At 37.1% G+C, this 20,607-nt stretch carries 19 protein-coding genes; 15 read left to right on the plus strand and 4 right to left on the minus strand.

Annotation, left to right across the window (positions count from 1 at the left end; genetic code table 11):
* Position 1: 1 nt before the first annotated feature.
* The 9 genes from kdsB (at position 2) to MT390_RS06080 (ending at position 11,420) form a co-directional block, all read left to right on the plus strand.
* A complete protein-coding gene (gene kdsB / locus MT390_RS06040; protein ID WP_299664598.1) occupies positions 2 to 793 on the plus strand; it encodes a 3-deoxy-manno-octulosonate cytidylyltransferase in 792 nt (263 codons plus the stop codon).
* Between the two features lie 5 nt (positions 794 to 798).
* Positions 799 to 1,743 carry a hypothetical protein gene (locus MT390_RS06045; protein WP_028867717.1) on the plus strand — a complete coding sequence of 315 codons (945 nt, stop codon included), beginning with the start codon at positions 799 to 801 and terminating at the stop codon, positions 1,741 to 1,743.
* A 9-nt stretch (positions 1,744 to 1,752) separates the two neighbouring features.
* Complete coding sequence (locus MT390_RS06050) at positions 1,753 to 2,652, plus strand: DUF350 domain-containing protein (RefSeq protein WP_166369109.1); 900 nt, start codon at positions 1,753 to 1,755, stop codon at positions 2,650 to 2,652.
* Between the two features lie 66 nt (positions 2,653 to 2,718).
* Positions 2,719 to 4,428, plus strand: a complete 1,710-nt coding sequence (locus MT390_RS06055; RefSeq protein WP_499440143.1) for a polyamine aminopropyltransferase — start codon at positions 2,719 to 2,721, stop codon at positions 4,426 to 4,428.
* 205 nt (positions 4,429 to 4,633) lie between these two features.
* The gene (gene olsF / locus MT390_RS06060; protein WP_499440145.1) at positions 4,634 to 6,361 is read left to right on the plus strand and encodes a bifunctional ornithine lipid synthase OlsF; all 1,728 of its coding nucleotides are present in this window, start codon (positions 4,634 to 4,636) and stop codon (positions 6,359 to 6,361) included.
* Between the two features lie 118 nt (positions 6,362 to 6,479).
* On the plus strand, positions 6,480 to 8,042 hold the full coding sequence (locus MT390_RS06065; RefSeq protein WP_499440146.1) for a SulP family inorganic anion transporter: 1,563 nt from the start codon (positions 6,480 to 6,482) through the stop codon (positions 8,040 to 8,042).
* 696 nt (positions 8,043 to 8,738) lie between these two features.
* Positions 8,739 to 9,701 (plus strand): 6-phosphofructokinase, encoded by a 963-nt coding sequence (pfkA, locus tag MT390_RS06070; protein WP_166369115.1) that lies wholly within the window; start codon positions 8,739 to 8,741, stop codon positions 9,699 to 9,701.
* A gap of 290 nt (positions 9,702 to 9,991) precedes the next feature.
* Positions 9,992 to 10,591, plus strand: a complete 600-nt coding sequence (locus MT390_RS06075; RefSeq protein ID WP_499440147.1) for a UPF0149 family protein — start codon at positions 9,992 to 9,994, stop codon at positions 10,589 to 10,591.
* Positions 10,592 to 10,709: 118 nt separating this feature from the next.
* Entirely contained in the window at positions 10,710 to 11,420 is a 711-nt protein-coding gene (locus MT390_RS06080) for a TIGR01621 family pseudouridine synthase (RefSeq protein ID WP_499440148.1), read from the plus strand.
* 136 nt (positions 11,421 to 11,556) lie between these two features.
* Here the strand turns inward: MT390_RS06080 and xthA are convergent, their stop codons facing one another.
* Together xthA and MT390_RS06090 are read right to left on the minus strand one after the other, a co-directional pair.
* Positions 11,557 to 12,363, minus strand: a complete 807-nt coding sequence (xthA, locus tag MT390_RS06085; RefSeq protein WP_499440150.1) for an exodeoxyribonuclease III — start codon at positions 12,361 to 12,363, stop codon at positions 11,557 to 11,559.
* Positions 12,364 to 12,847: 484 nt separating this feature from the next.
* Positions 12,848 to 13,753, minus strand: coding sequence for a LysR family transcriptional regulator (locus tag MT390_RS06090; RefSeq protein ID WP_499440152.1), 906 nt, complete (start codon positions 13,751 to 13,753; stop codon positions 12,848 to 12,850).
* A gap of 112 nt (positions 13,754 to 13,865) precedes the next feature.
* Between MT390_RS06090 and MT390_RS06095 the strand changes: the two genes are divergently transcribed.
* Positions 13,866 to 14,498, plus strand: coding sequence for an NAD(P)-dependent oxidoreductase (locus MT390_RS06095; RefSeq protein ID WP_499440154.1), 633 nt, complete (start codon positions 13,866 to 13,868; stop codon positions 14,496 to 14,498).
* Positions 14,499 to 14,787: 289 nt separating this feature from the next.
* Here the strand turns inward: MT390_RS06095 and MT390_RS06100 are convergent, their stop codons facing one another.
* Both MT390_RS06100 and MT390_RS06105 read right to left on the minus strand, forming a co-directional pair.
* Positions 14,788 to 15,024 (minus strand): TIGR02647 family protein, encoded by a 237-nt coding sequence (locus tag MT390_RS06100; RefSeq protein ID WP_028867728.1) that lies wholly within the window; start codon positions 15,022 to 15,024, stop codon positions 14,788 to 14,790.
* 279 nt (positions 15,025 to 15,303) lie between these two features.
* Positions 15,304 to 15,726, minus strand: coding sequence for an outer membrane protein assembly factor BamE (locus MT390_RS06105; protein ID WP_166369127.1), 423 nt, complete (start codon positions 15,724 to 15,726; stop codon positions 15,304 to 15,306).
* A gap of 246 nt (positions 15,727 to 15,972) precedes the next feature.
* Here MT390_RS06105 and hemA point away from each other — a divergent pair, with 246 nt between their 5' ends.
* From hemA to MT390_RS06130, 5 genes are all read left to right on the plus strand, one after another.
* Complete coding sequence (hemA, locus tag MT390_RS06110; RefSeq protein WP_499440156.1) at positions 15,973 to 17,238, plus strand: glutamyl-tRNA reductase; 1,266 nt, start codon at positions 15,973 to 15,975, stop codon at positions 17,236 to 17,238.
* A gap of 51 nt (positions 17,239 to 17,289) precedes the next feature.
* A complete protein-coding gene (gene prfA / locus MT390_RS06115; RefSeq protein WP_166369131.1) occupies positions 17,290 to 18,381 on the plus strand; it encodes a peptide chain release factor 1 in 1,092 nt (363 codons plus the stop codon).
* Positions 18,382 to 19,221, plus strand: coding sequence for a peptide chain release factor N(5)-glutamine methyltransferase (prmC, locus tag MT390_RS06120; protein WP_166369133.1), 840 nt, complete (start codon positions 18,382 to 18,384; stop codon positions 19,219 to 19,221).
* A 79-nt stretch (positions 19,222 to 19,300) separates the two neighbouring features.
* Positions 19,301 to 19,687 carry a SirB2 family protein gene (locus MT390_RS06125; RefSeq protein ID WP_166369135.1) on the plus strand — a complete coding sequence of 129 codons (387 nt, stop codon included), beginning with the start codon at positions 19,301 to 19,303 and terminating at the stop codon, positions 19,685 to 19,687.
* Positions 19,688 to 19,690: 3 nt separating this feature from the next.
* Positions 19,691 to 20,551, plus strand: coding sequence for a SirB1 family protein (locus MT390_RS06130; protein ID WP_346774317.1), 861 nt, complete (start codon positions 19,691 to 19,693; stop codon positions 20,549 to 20,551).
* Positions 20,552 to 20,607: the final 56 nt, after the last annotated feature.

The raw sequence follows: 20,607 nt of genomic DNA on the forward strand, positions 1-20,607 counted from the left end.
TATGTCATTTATTGCTGTCATTCCTGCCCGTTATCAATCAACACGTTTACCAGCGAAACCACTGGCTGATATTTTGGGTAAAACCATGATTGAACGCGTTGCAAATCAAGCTCTTCTGAGTGGGGCAAAACAAGTTATTGTTGCAACCGATGATCAACGAATTGTGGATGCATTACACAATGTACAAAATATCGATGTTTGTTTAACGTCTCCTGACCATGAGTCAGGAACTGATCGCCTTGCTGAAGTTTGTGCTATTTATCAGTTTGCCGATGATGAAATTATTGTCAATGTTCAAGGTGATGAACCACTTATTCCGCCGGTTGTTATAGAGCAAGTGGCCAATAATTTATTTACTAATCAACAGGCCAGTGTCGCAACATTAAGTGCGCCTATCACCGACCAAGAGGATGCATTTAATGTTAATGCGGTCAAAGTGGTGACCGATAAAAACAATCTCGCATTATATTTTAGTCGAGCAACAACGCCGTGGGATAGAGATAACTTTACGCCACAAAATCAACAGGCCAAACAAGTCAATTTAACGCATTTACAACGCCATATTGGTATTTATGCCTATCGAGTTAGTTTTTTAAAACAATATGCGGAACTCTCGGTTTCACCATTAGAAGTCATTGAAAAATTAGAGCAATTGCGTGTATTGTGGCATGGTTTTAAAATTCACGTCGATGTCGCTTGTGAAATACCACCTGCTGGTGTTGATACCGCTGCAGATCTACAACGTGTGATTGATGTTTTAGCAAACGCAACCCAACACTCTATGGAGTCATAACACTTATGCGTATTTTTATTATCTGCTGTGTGAGTTGGTTATTAATCGCTTGTGGTGATGAGCGAGATGATCGTTTACAAGCAAATATTAAAACCGCTGATTATTTGATCGAGAATCTAGGCTCAGACTTAGATGCCGGGCGTGTCCGTAATGCGATTATTTTACAACAATACGCTCAGTTACTCGCAGCACAAAAACCGTCACTTAAACCCTTAGTTACTGAGCTATCTAAGGATGCTAGTCGATCTGGACCAATGTATTATTCATTGAGTCATCGTTTGTCTACGTTGCAATCAAAGCCTGAATTATTGGGTGATATTGATGCGCAGTTGTCAGAAAGTGATACCTTAATAGAAGCGTCCGACCCTAACTTGTTCAGTGATGCATTGTCAGATCCAATCAATGTAATCGCAGATATGTCTGAAGGAAAGCTAGCGCGTGTTAATGCCATCAGCCAAGCACAAAGTTTGCAAGCGAACGCGGCAGAAAATAATGGGGCGGGGAGTCAGTTAGTAGGTAATCCAAGTTACGGGCAGTGGCAAACAAACAGTAGTGGCGGTTCATTTTGGCAATGGTACGCTGCGTACTCTCTGTTTTCTGCTATTTCCCCTCGTCCGATCGGTTACCATAACTGGTCATCTCGACGTGATTATAGTTATTACAATGATGTTGGTCGCCAACGTTATACCTCACCACAACAAAAACAGTCTCAAAATGATTTAGCACAACGAACTAAAAAACAGTTTGCCAATAAAGGCGGTTTTAATAGCCCTTATGCCAAATCAAAAACGGGCGCGAGTCGGATGTCTACAGCGAGTAAAAAAGCACAAAAAGCCCCAAGTTTTGCATCTAAGTCTAGTTATTCTAAGCAAAAGTCTACCAGTACTGGCAGTAGTAGCTTTAGAAATAGTAAATCGACCACGTCACGCGGCGTTAGTCGCGGTAAATAAGGTATTGATATGAATGAGTTAATTACAACATTGGAAAACAATAGTTCCCTAATAGGTTACTTAGCTATTGATATGGCAGTCGCGATGCTTTTCCTCGGCTGTATCCGTTATATGATGGGTCTATTCAATAAGTTAGATACCACTGATGAACTGGCTACCAAGGACAACTTTGCATTTGGTATTAGTATGGCTGGCGGTGTCGCGGCTATGGGCATCGCACTAAGTGGTGCAATTACTGGCGAAGTTGCAGGCTCTTATAAAATAGAGTTAATTGGTATGCTCAGCTACGGAATAGCGGCATTAATCTTGATTAAAGCAGGCCGCTATATTCACGATAAATTTGCCTTACCTTCTTTTAATAAACAAGATTTGATCGGTAATCGAAATATTGCTGTTGGTTTAGTTGATGCTGCTTCTGCTATTGCAACGGCTATTGTGGTGCGTGCTGCCATTATTTGGGTAGAAGGGATCAGTGTTGATACCTTTATTGCATTAACGTGCGTGTGGATAGTGTCACAGGTAATGCTAGTGATCATTACGCGTATTTTTGAATGGAAGTACTCGAAAAACAACGGTATTACCTTTCAAACTGCATTAGTGAATGAGCATCTTGCATTATCCATTCGCTACAGCGGCTATTTAATCTCTACGGCAATGTCTGTTACGGCAGCTAGTTACTTTATTGAATTTAATATCGACGAATTATGGTTAGGGCTAGCACAGTGGGTCGTGATCAGTGTGGTATTAATGGTGCTATTAACTCTGTTAACAACCGTTGCTAAATTATTAGTGTTATGGGGCATTGACCGTCGACAAGAAGTTGAAGATCAGCAAAATATCGGTGTTGCAACGATTGAGTTAACAACCTCATTTTCTATTGCTTTATTACTAATGGCATTAATGTCGTAATTTACAGCCTCCTAAATCGTTCAGGCCATCTTTAAGGTGGCCTTTTTTATAAGCGAATATCAATCTATGTCCTTCAATGCTGACAAAAATAACAAAATAAAACTCCTTGTTGACGATACACTATTAATTTTAATCATGGCGACCTTAGCCTGCTGTGGTTTGATTTACGAATACCTTTTATCCCATTATTCAGCCCGCATTTTAGGCAGTGTTGAAACGGTCATTTATGCAATCATCGGGATCATGATTGTGTCCATGGGCTTAGGGGCTTTTGCAGCAAAAAGAATAAAGGATGCATTTCAAGGATTTGTGGTATTAGAGTTAACCGTTGCATTGATCGGTTGTAGTGCAACTTTGTTAATTGCTTCGGTGATTGGTTTTAGTCAAACCTTGCCACAAATTATCGCTGATACCTATCAAATACCTAATGATGTATTAGTGAATGGCGATTTTCTATCAACGCTAAGTTGGATAAGCCTGCAGCTACCTTACTTTTTTGCATTTGTTCTTGGCTTTTTAATTGGTATGGAAATCCCACTAATCGCTCGTATTCGAGAGACCGTTTATGGTCATCATCTCGCCCATAATGCAGGGACTATTTACGGTGCAGACTATATTGGTGCAGGGATAGGGGCTGCTATCTGGGTGTTGTTCATGCTGAAAATAGAAATCAGCCAAGCAGCGGCATTAACTGCGTCTTTAAACCTGATCGCAGGCTTTATCTTCTTAGTTCGCTTCAGAACTTATCTTCGTTTTAAAGTTAAGCTGGTGTTAGGGCACGTTCTATTAGGGCTGTTAATTGTATTAATTTTTGTTTCTGGTGGACATTGGCAAAAGCAGATGCAGAATATGTTGTATTTGGATAAAGTAGTTTATCAAACGCAAACTCCCTATCAGAATCTAGTATTTACTGAGCGTCTACTTGGTGGCGGTTATGAACCTATTTATAATTTTTATATTAATGGTCGATTGCAGTTTTCGAGTCTAGATGAGCATATTTATCACGAATTTTTAGTACATCCTGCAATGCAAGCATCAGCCCGCCACGATAAAGTATTAATCATTGGGGGAGGTGATGGGCTTGCTTTAAGAGAAGTACAAAAATGGTACCCTAAAAAGGTCATTTTAATTGATCTTGACCCTAATTTAGTGGCCTTATTTAAACAACCTGAAAAATTTTTACCTGCACATTTAAGCAGTAAAATTAAAGCATTAACACAAGATAGTTTTAATCAACCCGAGGTTGAAGTGATTCACGATGATGCTTTTATTGCTATTGATAAGCTATTAGCTGCTAACATAAGTTTTGATACGATTATTGTCGATTTACCGGATCCAAGCCATCCAGATTTGAATAAATTGTATAGTGTTAATTTTTATTATCGCTTACAGCATTTATTAAATGGTGACGGGACGATAGTTATCCAATCAACATCCCCATTTCATGCAAAATCAGCTTTTATCTCAATCGGTAAAACATTACAAAAGGCTGGTTATCAAACCCAACAATACCATCAAAATGTTCCATCATTTGGTGAGTGGGGGTGGACCATTGCAAGTAAAACTGGGTTGCCTCCTTTACAACGATTATCTGCATTCAATGATATTGATGTTCCAACAAAGTGGTTAACGTTGCCGTTATTAACGGGGTCATTTGTTTTTAATAAAGATTTCTATGTAGATAAAGATAACATCAAGGTTAATTATCTAGGCAGTAATGCGCTTTATCAATACCATCAACAAGCGTGGGAAGTTGAAACTGAATTTTCTCATTAAATAGATTAATTGATCTTTCATCAATTGAAAGATCAACAAACCACAAAGTCTTTAAACCTTGAAGCCTATAAATCTTAAAATATAAACCCGAAGTTTTTGTATTTGTATTTTTATACGTCATAAATACGTCTTATTTTTGCAACCTAACTGTCATCGTTATTACTTATCTTAATTTAAAAGCATAAAAAACGCTGAGATAAGAGGTATGACTAAGATGATTTCAAGCCAACAAATTTTAAAAAAATATTTTCCACTGTTACAAGAAAATACCTTAAAACATAAGCTACTCAGTTCTGTTTGCAAAAAACTGCTTCATGAAAAGGAATTTATTCACTTCGCAGATTGTTATCCCAACCTACGTGGTTTTGATTTGATAGAAAAAACCCTCGAACATTTTGATTTTAGTTTTGCCACGATTGACAGGCAAATTGAGCGGATACCAGTCACAGGGCGTGTTGTTATTGTATCTAATCATCCTATTGGCACCCTAGATGGTTTGGCATTGTTGCACTTAATTAGGAAGCTGCGTAGTGATGTAAAAGTGGTGGCCAATGAACTGTTAATGGAAATATCTGCGTTACATGAGTTATTACTACCGGTTAATAACTTTTCGGGTAATACGGCAAAACAAGATTTATTAAATATTCATGATTTCCTTTCTTGTGATGGTGCAGTGATCATCTTTCCTGCCGGTGAAGTTTCTCGTTTTACAGCCAAAGGCATTAAAGATTGTACTTGGCATAAAGGTTTCTTAAAAATAGCTTTACGTGCTAAAGCACCGATCCTACCGATACATATAAAAGCAAGAAATTCATGGACATTCTATGCGTCTTCGTTTTTTTATAAACCACTTGCAAGTCTATTATTAGTACAGGAGATGTTTAACCATAACCAACAAAGCATCCAGGTAAGTATAGGTAAATTAATTCCTTTCAATAGCTATGCTAAAAATAAGTTATCAACTCAGGTAAAAGTAAACTTGTTACAAAATGAGGTCTCCAGAGTAGCTAAAGGTAAAGTTAGTTATTTCAAGACAGAATCGGTGATTGCACACCCTGTCCCGAGAGTTGATTTAAAGCAAGCAATTGAAAAATGTAAACTGCTAGGTAATACGTCGGATAATAAATGTATATATTTACTAGAAAACCCACAACAGGGCGTGCTATTAAAAGAATTAGGTCGATGCCGTGAAATAACTTTTCGGGCTGTTGGAGAGGGGACGGGTAAAAAACGTGATGTAGATAAATACGATCTAGAATATATGCACATTATTCTATGGGACCAAACACAGCTTGAGTTAGTTGGTGCATATCGTTTTGCTAAGACATCAAAATTACTCGCTACGCAGGGATTAGATGGACTATACAGTCATAAACTATTTCAATATGAGTCTGATATGCATCCCATATTTGAGCGAGGTATTGAGTTAGGGCGTAGTTTTGTACAACCTAAGTATTGGGGAAAACGCAGTTTAGAATCTTTATGGCAGGGAATTGGTGCTTATTTAGCCATGAATCCGGATATACGTTACTTATTTGGAGCTGTTTCTTTAAGTGCTACTTTACCTAGGGCAGCTCATGCTTACCTTGTTTATTTTTATCAGTTATATTTTCCTGCGCAGGGGACATTAGCAAGTGCACGTAATGCTTATTTAATATCAGATGAATTAGATAATGAGCTATGTAAGTATTTCACTGGAGAAAATTATGCAAAGGACTTTATGAAGTTAAAAACCATGATGCATGATCTGGGTGTTAGCGTACCAACACTTTATAAACAATATACTGAACTTTGTAATGAAGGAGGTGTTCAGTTTGTTGATTTTAATATTGATCCGGACTTTAACCACTGTGTTGATGGTTTAGTGGTGGTGGATTTAAGTTATTTGAAACAAAAAAAGCAGCAACGTTATATTGATATTCACCTAAAGTAGCGCTAAAAAAGTAACGCGAAAAATAATAAATTTTCTTATAAATTTTGTTTGTTTTGCTGTTCACCTCAATGGACGCTATAATACGCGCCCTATATTTGCCCTTACAAGGAACTAATCGGTGTTCGAATTCCCCCAAATGAATAAAAGCAGTATTAAAAATGATGTGCTTTCAGGTTTAACCGTTGCATTAGCACTGGTACCTGAAGCAGTAGCCTTTGCCTTTGTGGCTGGTGTTGAACCTATGGTTGGTTTATATGCCGCATTTATGGTGGGATTAATTACTGCTATATTTGGTGGTCGCCCTGGTATGATTTCTGGCGCAACAGGTGCAATGGCCGTAGTAATGGTTGCACTAGTGAGCGAACATGGGCTGCAATACTTATTTGCAGCTGTCTTATTAACAGGTTTATTACAAATCTTATTTGGTGCATTTCATTTGGGTAAATTTATCCGCATGGTGCCACACTCGGTAATGATAGGTTTTGTTAATGGATTAGCGATTGTTATTTTCTTAGCTCAACTTGGGCAGTTTAAGATCAAAGATGCAAGTGGTAACCTAAGCTGGTTACAAGGCGAAGCATTATATGTAATGCTGGGTTTAATTATTTTAACCATGGCAATTATTCATTTTTTACCAAAATTAACTAATGCAGTACCTTCTACCTTAGTTGCAATTGTAGTGGTGACATTATTGGTTTATTTTGTACCTGCATTAGATACTCGTACGGTACTGGATTACCTGCAAAGTATGAGTGGCGATGAAAATGCAACCATTGCTGGATCTTTACCTACTTTTGCCATTCCTGCGGTGCCATTTAATTTAGAAACATTACAAATCATATTACCTTACGCGTTAATTTTAGCCGCGGTTGGACTAATTGAATCATTGTTAACATTAACCGTGGTTGATGAAATGACAGGTACGCGTGGTCGACCTAATAAAGAATGTGTTGCACAAGGTGCTTCTAACATGGTCAATGGCCTGTTTGGTGGTATGGGCGGTTGTGCCATGATTGGACAATCAATGATCAATATTAACTCCGGTGGTCGTGGTCGTTTGTCGGGTGTTACTGCTGCTTTGGCATTACTTGCTTTCATTTTGTTTGCGTCAGGCCTGATTGAAATCGTGCCATTAGCTGCTTTAGTGGGGGTTATGTTTATCGTAGTACTAGGCACTTTTGAATGGGCTTCATTCAAGATGATGCGTAATGTACCGATTAAAGATGCATTTGTTATTGTGTTAGTAAGTGGTGTTACCGTTGTTACTGACCTTGCGATTGCTGTATTTATTGGTGTGATTGTTTCTGCTTTAGTATTTGCATGGGAACATGCGCGTCATATCCATTCGAAGATTGAAGTGAGTGAAGACGGCAATGAAAAATCTTACCGTATTAACGGTCCTTTATTCTTTGGTTCTGTTAGCAACTTTTTAGAGTTATTTGACGTGAAAGATGATCCTCGCCACGTCATTGTTGATTTTGCAGAGTGTCGCGTTGTTGACCATTCAGCTATCGAAGCGATTAGTGTGTTAAACGGGCGCTATACTAAAGAAGGTAAAAAATTACATATTCGTCATCTAAGTAAAGATTGTCGCAAGCTATTAAACAAAGCGGGCGTATTAGTAGAAATGAATGTAATTGAAGATCCATCTTATGCGGTTGCATCAGACCAACTGGGTTAAGTGGTTATATAAACCTTATTGATATACTAACCGTTAACATTCAGATGAAGGGTTAGTATTTAAGGTGTAGGGTATTAAGCAGGATAATCGCCTGCTTTTTTGTTTGATGGTTTGATTCTTTTATAATATATGAAACTATTTTTTGAGCTTGTTTTAGCGGTTTGATTGGCGGGTAGGACGGTAGTCTGCATCACATTTAGGACTGAGTTGTGTGGATTTTGGATTCCAAACTGAAAACCATATGTGTTTATTTCGAAATGTTTTCTTTCTATTTTTCATTTTCTTCTCCTTTTAGTTAGTAAGTACAATAACCTGTAAAGGTTACAATTTTGTGACCATTAAAAAAGATTTGTAGTAAAAATTAAGATGTTAATAAAATAATAAATAAACATCTTTTTAGTGAGAATCTTTATAATATTGTTATTGTAGTCGTCACAGTTATTGTATGCTTACCGTTCAGAGTGTCATCGGTTGTTTACATGAAAAACCAATGATTAAAAAATAGCTATTTTAACCATTCAAAGTACGCAGTGATTTTTGATGTCTATATTATTTATAGAAAACTGCATATAAGTTGAGTTAAAATAATAAAAGTTTTAATTTTATAGACAATAATCATTAACTGAAATTATTCATAAGTCGTAATAACTTAGTTTTATATTATTTGTCAATTAGTGTAATTGGTTGAGGTAAATTGTGATTAAAAAAATTGGTGTTTTAACAAGTGGTGGCGATGCGCCAGGTATGAACTCTGCAATACGTGCAGTAACGCGTACTTGTCTTTCACACGGTATTGAGGTGTTTGGTATTTACGATGGTTATGCAGGACTGCATGCAGGTAAAATTGAACAATTAGACCGTTATTCAGTTTCAGATATTATTAACCGCGGTGGTACATTTCTAGGGTCAGCTCGTTTCCCTGAATTTAAAGAAGAAAGTGTTCGTAAAGAAGCAATTAAACAATTAGAAAAACATGGTATTGAAGCTTTGATCGTAATCGGTGGTGATGGTTCATACATGGGGGCGTTAAAATTAAGCGAAATGGGCTTTCCATGTATTGGTGTTCCTGGGACTATCGATAACGATATCGCAGGTACTGATTACACTATTGGTTTTATGACTTGTTTAAATACAATTGTAGAAGCGGTTGACCGTCTACGTGATACTTCTTCTTCACATAATCGTATTTCAATTGTTGAAATCATGGGCCGTCATTGTGGTGACCTAACACTATGGGCTGCTGTCGCTGGTGGTAGCGAGTATGTGATTGTTCCTGAAAAAGACTTCGATGAAGAAGGTTTGATTGAACAGTTACGAGTTGGTGAAGAAAAAGGCAAAAAACATGCGATTATTGCTATTACCGAGCATATCACCGATGTTAATGCGCTAGCTAAACGTATTCAAGAAAGAACTAAGCGTGAAACACGCGCGACTATTTTAGGCCACTTACAACGTGGTGGGGCGCCAATGGCCTTTGACCGTATTTTAGCAAGTCGTATGGGTTCATACGCTGTTGAATTATTAAAAGAAGGACAAAGCGCACGCTGTATCGGTATTAAGAATGGTCAAATGGTTCATCATGATATTGCTGAGTGTTTACAAACAATGCAACGCCCATTCCGCCAAGATTTATACGACTTATCAAAAATATTATACTAAAACATAATACTAAAACATAAGACTAAATCATCGGTAAGATTTAAGTGATCGGCTAAGCCTACCTTCGAGTAGGCTTTTTTTTGTCAATATTAATGAGACCCGTCACATTCAATAAATAGCCTATTTTTTTGTTAAAATAACTTATTTCTTCGTTGTAAGTTTTTGTTTATATAGCATAAAATATTTTCACATCGATTTAACCTTGAACTAAGCCATTTTTCCTTCGTGAAGCTTACAACCCTTATTTAATATAATAGTGGTTAAAATAGAAAGTATTAATAGGAATAACTATGTCCGATCATAAAATTTGCATTTTTAAAGAATTCATTGATTATAACGAAAACTGCCAACAGTCACAGCAACTTCATCCCTCCTATTATCAGCTTGGTTTTATATGTAGCGTTCAAGCAATACCCGAAATAGTGGACCTTGAGCAGTGGTTAACATATTTATGGCAAGAGGGGGCTGACATTAGTTTTGAAAATGAACTTCAAGCGGCTGATTTTGCAAATAATGTATTAAAACTGGTTGCTGAACTGGAACGTTTATACGAACAAGCGACTCCGTTAAATGCACTGGATTGTGATTCCTGGATCCGAAGAGATCAAACATTAAGTAATGATGCTCACTTTTTTTCAGCAGGATTTTTAGCCGCCATTGAATTGTTTAATGCACAATGGTTAATGCTTGAAGATGATCCTGAGGCGCAAAACTTACTACAAACAACTATTTTACTGTTAACAAAAATGGCTCCAAGTGAAACCATTGATCCGGCACTGATAGAAGTTTTTGAGCAATTACCTGATGTTGCTGAAATAGTAAAAATATTACCACAACTGATAAGCAATTTGGCCTATAGTGCAGCCTCTACAAATACAGAACAGCAGTAATTCTTGGATTCAGGTTATAAGTTAGTAGTTATTAATAAACAGTAAGCAATTTAGCTTATAGTGAGGCCACACTAATACAGGCCAACAAGAATAAGCTATTTAACGCTTGGAGCTAACAATGATTGCACAGAATAAAACGGAAAATAAGTACTTTTCATTAGTGTCAGAAAATGAACACTTTGTTGTCATTAATAAGCAACCGGGTATTAACTTTCATAGTGAAGATGGTGAGTTTGGTGTTGTTGTTGCAGTAGAAAAGTTTTTGAATATAAAGCTGTATAGCGTACATCGTTTGGATAAGATGACTTCTGGACTATTGTTATTGGCAAAATCATCGCAGGTAGCGAATGGTCTGTCTGAATTATTCAAAGCACAGCAGGTTCAAAAGTATTACCTTGCTATTGCTGATAAGAAGCCTAAAAAAACACAGGGGCTAATTAAAGGTGGTATGGAGAAATCGCGTCGCTCGATGTGGAAACTGACACGTAATCAAGATAACCTCGCTATCACACAGTTTTTTAGTTATGCCCTAGGTGAAGGTAAGCGGTTATTTATTGTGAAACCTAAAACCGGTAAAACGCATCAAATTCGAGTGGCATTAAAAAGTGTTGGTAGTGCTATTAGTGGCGATCCTATTTATGCTACAGAAACCGCGCATCAATTCGACAGAGGGTATTTACATGCTTATCAAATTCAGTTTAATTATCTAGGGCAAGATCATCAATTTAGTGTAATGCCAGAATCGGGAGTAGAATTTCTATCAGATGCTTGTCAGCAAAAACTATTAGAATTGGGTAACTGTGACGGCTTACATTGGCCTAAACTTTAATTCGTTTTATGATAAGTTTTTAGAAATATTTACAGGATTTCATTGAATGATTTTTGCATCTTCAATGATAATAACTTTAATAGTGACCAACAGCATGTTGATCACTATTCATTGAAAGGTGATTTAATGTTCCGAGTTAAGCAAATTCCGTCCAAATAGGTGCATGATCAGAAGGTTTATCAATACCTCTTAGTTCATAATCTATATCGGCTTCTATCGTCTTTTCTGCTAATGAGTGTGTTGCTAATACTACATCGATGCGTAAACCTCGATTGTCATCAAAACCGCGAGAGCGATAATCGAACCAACTGAATTTCTCATTTTCTTCCGGGTGCAATAAGCGGAAAGTATCTATGAAACCAAAGTCCATTAATGTGGCTAACCATTCACGCTCTTCCGGTAAGAAGCTACATTTTTTTGTTTGTAACCAACGTTTAGCATTGACTTCACCGATCCCGATATCTAAATCTAGCGGAGATATATTGATATCACCCATTACAATGACCTGTTCATCGGCATTATGGTTTTCATGTAAATAAGTATTTAAATCCTTATAAAACTGGCGTTTATAAGGATATTTAGTCTCATGGGTTTGGTTTTCACCCTGTGGGAAGTAACCATTCAAAATATGTACTGGCTGACCATCTTCATCTGCCACGGTGACCATGATCATGCGTTTTTGATGTTCTTCGTTATCGCTAGGAAAGCCATACTGAACTGCGCTTGGTTTCTGTTTGCATAACATTGCAACGCCGTAATGGGCTTTTTGTCCATGAAAGTATACGTGGTAACCCATTGCTTCTACTGCTTCAATTGGAAATGCATCATTGTGCACTTTGATTTCTTGCAAACCGATCACATCAGGTTGATGTTTATCGATAATTGCTTGTAATTGATGTAGACGTGCACGTAGCCCGTTAATATTGAAGGAGATAACTTTCATAAAATAATAGCCTTTACAGAATCGAAAGCCTGAATGTACCTTGTTGTGCTTATTTACTCAACCGAGTAATAATAATTAAAGCCTACGTAGCTTATTTAACTGGCTTTATGTAAATATTAGTCGCTATTGGTTGAGGGCTTTTTAAAGACTAATATTTTACATTCTTTGTATATACCCATGCTACCTCAATATGCTTTGTCAGGCGAAACCTCGGATACCAGAGCAAGGCGCAACATGAGGTAATGGTTATTCCCTTTTTGATTGTTGCAACGCAGGGCTGATTTTCGAGGTTGCGCCCCTCAGGGCAAGGCAACTTGTACCAATCTGCGTTGTTATAAAATCTCTATGTAGAATAACTATACTTCAATTTTATGCCTAGCATCTCGGTACAATTTGCCTTGCTGACTTTGCATCTAGAGGTAGCATGGGTATAGCTACTCACAATTGTAATCATTTTAACAATGCCGTTTATGGGGTGATTATGCTAGGAGGTGGTTCCAGTAAATTTATGAATATCTTGTTGCCAGTGTGTTGCTAAAAAGTCGATAAAAGCACGCACGACCGATTGTTGATAATTACGAGAAAGGTAAACGGCCCATAAGTAATGGCCGGGAGAATAATAGTCAGGTAGCACTTCAACTAGTTCTCCGCTTTGTAAATAGGTATTTGCTAAATCACACGGAATATTAGCAATGCCCATACCTCTGAGCGTTGCATTAATCAGAACGCCCATTTCATTACATTGCAAGTTCCCCTTGACCGTTATTTCTTGATCACTGTTGGCAGATGTAATCCGCCATTTAGTGGCACTGCTATGCACCAAACAGTTATGAGTGATTAAGTCTTGCGGTATTTTTAATGCCGCAGAATTTTTTAAATAAAGGCTAGAAGCACATAATACACTGTCGATGTGCATCAATTTACGAACAATAAGTTGCTCATCGGGCTGTTGCATATAACGAAGCGCAACATCGACACGATCATCAACTAACTGTGACAGGTTATCAGACAGAATAAGTTGAATGTTTGTATTAGGGTGTAATGTTAAAAATGCTGCAACTTTATCAAAAAGCAACGTTTGCCCAAGCCCAATGGGTGATGCAACTCGTATTGTCCCCACTAGCTCATTATTATGGCTATGAGCACGACTCTGCATGTCTGAAACTGTGCTGATTATTTGTTGGCAATACAGTAAAGCTTCTTCTCCTTGTAACGTTAGACTTACTTTACGTGTAGTGCGATGAAATAATCGAAGTGATAACCATTGTTCTATTTCTTGTACATGGCGGCTTACCTGTAGGCGACTTAAAGATAAATGTTCAGCTGCTTTAGTAAAGCTGCCTGTTCGAGCAACTTCGATGAAGCTATTTATTGCCGTTATCTTATCCATTAGCATCCTATTTAGAAACAATATGCATCTTAATTCAATATTTATCATTTTAAATTGAACAAGTAAACTGTTTTTACTCGCTCAACAGTAAACATGAAAGAAGGAATATAAAATGAAATTAGCAATATTAGGTGCAACGGGTTGGATTGGTAGTCACATTATGGAGCAAGCTGTAAAGCGTGGTCATGAGGTGGTTAGTCTTGTACGTGATCCGACAAAAATCAGTAATTCAAAAACTAGTGTTGTCTCGTTTGACTTACAAAGCGAACAAGAGATAACACCCTTGATACGTGATGTTGAAGTCGTGATTGTCTCTGTAGGTGGACGTACTAACGATAATCACCAGCTAGTGGCTGAAACTGCACAACGTTTGATGACAGATCTTGATGGCAGTAGTACTCGCATCGTTTGGGTTGGCGGTGCTGGAAGCTTAGAAGTGGCACCCGGTGTTACACTCGTTTCATCACCTGAATTTCCAGAAGATTATAAGCAAGAAGCATTAGCACAAGTAGAGGCATTAAATGTGTTCAAAGCCAGTAAAAGTAATGCATCATGGACATTTGTTAGTCCGGCTGCGATTATTTATCCAGGCGATAGCGAAGCTAAATATCGTATCGGTGATAACACATTTTTTACTAATACCGATGGTGAAAGTAAAGTATCAGTGACTGATTATGCGATTGCTATGGTAGATGAAGCTGAAAATGCAGCGCATTTAAATCAACATATGAGCATCGCTTACTAATCTATTTATCGATAGTTTAACAGTACCAACAATATTGAAACGAGCTTAATAGTCTCTAGATTTAATCAAGTACAATGATTAAAAAGTACATTTATTTAATCTATGTTGAGTCAAAATACATTTGATAGAAGTGCATTTGTAAAATGCAGAATAGTTATCTAATTAAATGTCCGCTGTATATTCTATACAAAGTTACATTAACTATTGGCTGATTATTTTAATCAGCCAATTTTTTAATTAGTTATTTTAAGTTAATTCATTAACTGAGTTCATCAATTTGATTGATTTATTAATTTAACGCAATCAATACATGGTGTAAATGCTCGGCTGTTTCTAAACCACTGTCGGTTAAGTAACCTCCGTCATGCTGCGTAGTGAGACCTTTGTCAAAAAGAGATTGTGCGGCTTGGATAACTGAGGGGGATGCTTCTTTGTGAATTTTTAATCCTTCTAATTGTGATTTTTGTGGGAACTTAGCAAGTAATTTCATTTCTTCGAAAAAAGTATCAGAGTAAGTTTTAATCATCTTTAATTCACTTCTATTGTATTAAGGAACTTTCATCATATGCTCTGTTATATAAAAAGCAAAATTTACTCGAAGGGAACATGGGCTAGATCAATTCTCTGTAATATTCTGTTATTAAAGGTGATTTAGCGCACTTAAACAGATATTACTATGGCAGATATAATCTGTTTTATGGCTACGAAATGAGGTTTGTTAATTTCACTTTCATAATAATGCAATAAAAAAGGAATGCCCTTGGCATTCCTTTTTTTTGGTGACACTTTAACCGTATTATAAAATTTATTCTGAGGTTAAAGGTACTTCGGTCTGATCACTTTGCGCAGCTTCATTAGGTGCATTTTTAGTTTTAGGGTTCTTAATTAATGGATTTTCAACAGAGGTATTGTCACTCACGATTTCAACTAATTGACCATTTTTGAAAGTAAGTAAAATTTCTGATTGCTGAATGTCTTCACCGCCTGGTTTGATATAACGAATGTAATACCATTTTGATGAATCAAACTGATCTATTAACATCGGCGAGCCTAAAACGTAAATAACTTGCTCCTGTGTCATGCCTATCTCAATTTTGGCTAGTTTTTCACTGTCAATATAGTTTCCTTGCACTACATCAATTTGGTAAACAAAGGTATCGTACAAATAAGAACAACCTGAAAGCGAAAAGGTAACTATAATACTAGCGAATATTTTTTTAATGTTCATGGGCTCATCAATCGTTAAAGGGTGAAAATGATGAAGCAGATAATACCCAAGCACAGCAGACAAGTAAAAATATAAGCGAAGAAATTTTGTGTTTCTGTTTTATCAAGCAGAACAAGTTAAGTAATTGTTTAAAAATAAGACTAATTAGGTGCTAGAAACAGAGTTAGCTTTAAATTTGTTGTAAATTTACGTAGAATTCAGCTCTTTTATTTTATCCCAATCTTTTTGACTCTGTGAATTATATAAATGCCATTATTTGCGTTAGGAATTAATCATCAAACTGCATCAGTAGAGCTGAGAGAAAAGGTTGCTTTTTCGCCTGATTCTTTATCTATTGCCTATGCTGATTTGTTGGCTCAACCCTTTGTCAAGGAAGCGGTTATTATCTCGACCTGTAATCGATGCGAAATCTATTGTCATTTTGAGCAGGAAGACCCCAGTTCAATATTACATTGGTTAACGCAGTTCCATGGTATTGAAACCGACAGCTTAAATGATAATTTTTACTGCTATCAAGATCAGCAAGCCGTAGCGCATTTATTTCGTGTTGCCAGTGGCTTAGATTCATTGGTGCTGGGTGAGCCGCAAATATTAGGGCAGATCAAACAAGAGTTTGCTACCGCAAGCCAATACAAAGCGGTCAGTAAAACACTAAACAAATGGTTTCAACATTCTTTTAGAGTTGCTAAACGAGTGCGTACTGAAACACAAATTGGAGCAAATGCGATTTCTGTGGCCTTTGCTGCGGTCTGTTTAGCAAGGCAAATATTTAGTGATTTAAAACAAAGTCGTGTTTTATTAATTGGCGCCGGTGAAACCATTGAACTAGTAGGTAAATATCTACTTGAGCATGAAGTGCCTAATATCACTATTGCTAACCGTACCCTAGAACGTGCCATGGATTTAGTAGAACAGTTTGATGCCAAAGCAATCACACTGGGTGAAATTCCTAATCACTTATCTAAATCAGATATTATTATCTCTTCAACGGCTAGCCCTTTGCCCATTATTGGTAAAGGTATGGTGGAAAGTGCTTTAAAAGACCGTCGTCATCAACCAATGTTATTTATTGATATTGCGGTACCTCGTGATATCGAGCAGCAAGTCTCAGAATTAAACGATGCTTATTTATATAGTGTGGATGATTTGCAGGGCATAATAGAAGAAAACAAACAAGCTCGTGCCGAAGCCGCAATTGAAGCAGAAAAAATCATTGTCGGCTGTGTTGATATTTTCATGGCTTGGAGAGAATCTTTAAAAGCGGTTGAAACTATTCGTTTATATCGTCAAAACAGTGAGCAATTAAGAGATGAACTATTACAACGTGCTATTACTTCATTAGCGAATGGCAATGATAGCGAAAAAGTATTAAAAGAACTGGCGTTTAAATTAACCAATAAACTGATTCATCACCCTAGTCAAGCACTAACTACAGTTAGTCAGACCGGTAATGAACAAGATTTAGAGTTACTCAGAGTAACATTGGGTTTAAGCCAAAAAGATGATTTATAAAGAATATATTAAGTAGCTCGACTGCTTACCTGTTCATAAAAAGAGATAAAGATGAAAGCATCAATTGTTGCAAAATTAGAAATTTTAGTTGAACGTTACGAAGAAGTTCAAGCGCTGTTAGGCGATCCTGATACCATTAGTAATCAACAGAAATATCGTGAGTTAACAAAAGAGTATTCACAGCTAGAAGAAGTTGTGCTGTGTTTTAAATCATTTCAAACTGCACAACAAGACCTCGTCGCTGCTGAACTTATGTTAGAAGACGATGATGAAGATATGCGCGAAATGGCGGAAGACGAAGTTGTTGAAGCAAAGGCTAATGTAGAAAAATTAGCTGACCAGTTACAAATTTTATTATTACCAAAAGATCCTAACGATGATCGCAACTGTTTTGTTGAGATCCGTGCCGGAGCTGGTGGTGATGAAGCTGCTATTTTTGCGGGTAACTTGTTCCGTATGTACAGTAAGTATTGTGATAGTAAAAAGTGGCGTGTGACGATCATGAATAGCAACGTCAGTGAGCAGGGTGGTTACAAAGAAGTAATCATGCAAATCGAAGGTGAAGGTGCTTACGGTTTAATGAAATTTGAGTCTGGCGGTCATCGTGTACAACGTGTACCTGAAACCGAATCTCAGGGGCGTATACATACTTCCGCTTGTACTGTGGTAGTGATGCCTGAAATCCCAGAATCTGAAGCGATTTCAATTAATCCTGCTGATTTAAAAGTTGATACATTCCGAGCATCAGGTGCAGGTGGTCAGCACGTTAATAAAACTGACTCTGCTATTCGTATTACGCACATTCCCACTGGGACCGTGGTTGAGTGTCAAGATCAGCGTTCGCAGCATAAAAATCGTGCTCAAGCTATGTCAGTATTACAGGCTCGCTTGCAACAAGCTGAAGATGAAAAAAATAATGCGGAAGAGCAAGATATTCGTCGTAGCTTAGTAGCCAGTGGCGATCGAAGTGAGCGTATTCGTACTTATAACTATCCGCAAGGTCGTGTTAGTGACCACCGTATTAACTTAACTATTTATCGTCTAAATGAAGTCTTAGAAGGTGAGTTAGATGCACTGCTTGGCCCTATTTTACAAGAAGACCAAGCAGACAAATTAGCGGCATTGGCACAAGGTAATTTCTAATTGCGTATTGATGATGCTTTGGTATGGGCAGAGTTCACGCTTGTAAATAGTGATTCTGCACTTTTGGATGCTCAAGTATTGTTAGCATTTGTACTTGGCAAAGAAACTATCTATTTAATAACATGGCCCGAGCGCGATATAAGTGTACAGCAAAAGGCACATTTTGAATCTTTAATAGAACAACGTGTTAATGGTCATCCCGTTGCTCATTTAGTCGGGCAGCGCGAGTTTTGGTCATTACCGTTAAAGGTCAATAATAGTACCTTGATACCGAGACCAGATACTGAAGTCTTAGTAGAGGTTACGCTTAATATAATACTTGAAAAAAATTACCTTGATGCGCATATATTGGACTTGGGTACGGGCACAGGAGCAATCATTCTTGCACTCGCCAGTGAATTACCTAAAGCGCATTGCGTAGCGGTAGATTTTAGTGAGCAGGCAGTCAAACTTGCCACTGAAAACCGAGATAATTTAGAGCTTAAACAAGTACAAATATACCAAAGCGATTGGTTTGAAAATGTGCATGAGTGTTTTGACGTGATTGTTAGTAATCCGCCTTATATTGACGCTAATGATAAACACCTTCACCTTGGTGACGTGCGTTTTGAACCGTTATCCGCTTTAGTGGCTAATGAACAGGGCTTATCTGATATAAGGCATATTTGCGAACAGGCAAAAAATTATTTAAATAACGCTGGTTGCCTATTATTTGAGCATGGTTTTGAACAAGCTGAATTAGTGAGTCACATTTTGCATGAAAATGGCTTTACAGGTATACGAACTGAACAAGATTACGCAAATAACGACCGTGTGACGTTAGGATTTTTACCGAGTTAACGTTCATATTATAAATTTGTATTTTCGAACAATATTAATAAAATAACTGTAAGTTTAATGACTTACCTCTAGGATAAAGATGTACTCAATTTTAAAACACACGCATATGACTTTCATTTTACTGGCTATAGTTATCTTTATTTTAAGGTTCTTTTGGCTAAAATCAGGGCATGCAAATGCACAGAAAGCCGTTTACAAAAAAATTCATTTACATACTCATTTAACAATTATCGTTTTAGGACTAGCGTTAATGGGACTTTTGCACTTTAATCCTTTTGTTGAAAGTGGATATTGGTTATTAGAAAAGCTCATTGCTTTTGTCGCTTATTTTGCAATGGTGCAAGTCGCATTAAATGAAAAAACTAAAAAACATATTCAATGGTTAGCGTTTATTGGTGCTTTCGGTTGGTTGGCCTACATAGCGAAATTAGCATTCACTAAACAAGCCATTTTATTAGTGGGGTAAAAAGTGGAATTAGATGAACAAGATGCAATAGAACAGCCCATTCTTACTGCAAGTATTATTCATGAGGGTATTGACTATAGTGCATATTCGCTTTTGCAATTAGCGACTATGGTGGAATCTGAAATTACTGGTCAGTCTATTTTACAATTTCAAGATTCAATGCGTTTACAGATGATTGTGATCAAATCACAAATAAAGAATGAAACAACGAACTGTCTAAATAAGTTAAAATTATTGTTAAATACACTTTATCAAGAGCAAGGTTTTAGCGGAGATTGGAAAGCATTTTTCGAAGTTAAAAATGCCTTGGTTTCTAAAGTATTAGCACGTCGTAAGGGGGTTCCTATTAGTTTAGGTATTTTATTGATTGAAATGCTAAAAGAGACAGGTTTTTCTGCGCAGGGGATCTGCTTTCCAAGTGGGTTCATTGTAAAAGTTGAATTAGAGCACGATGTTATTTATGTTGACCCCTTTAATGGTGAACTGGTCAGCTTTAAGCAACTAGAGCTAAAAGTACGTGGTCAGTTGGGTAATCATGCACGACTAACTGCTGAAATGCTCAATGCAGATACTAATGAAGTGATTATAAAACGTTATATTAGTGTTTTGAAAGCGGCTTATATTCAAGCGGAAAATATCGAGTTGGCCTTATTGTGTAGTGATATTTTATTACGCCTGGATCCCGAAGATGCTTTTGAAGTAAGAGATCGAGGCTTCTTATTTCAGCAACTAGAATGTTTTCAATTAGCGTGCAATGATTTCTCCTATTTTATAGAACAGTGCCCAGAAGACCCGATTGTTAATTTATTAAAACAACAAATTAAGCAAATGACAGATGAGCACAGTGCTCAGACAATTCATTAATCACGCACCGGTTTATCGAGAATACTTAGATACCCAGTAATGAATTTACTGCAAAA

It is taken from the genome of Vibrio sp. 2-Bac 85 (assembly GCF_037546705.1).
Lineage (GTDB): Bacteria > Pseudomonadota > Gammaproteobacteria > Enterobacterales > Psychromonadaceae > Psychromonas.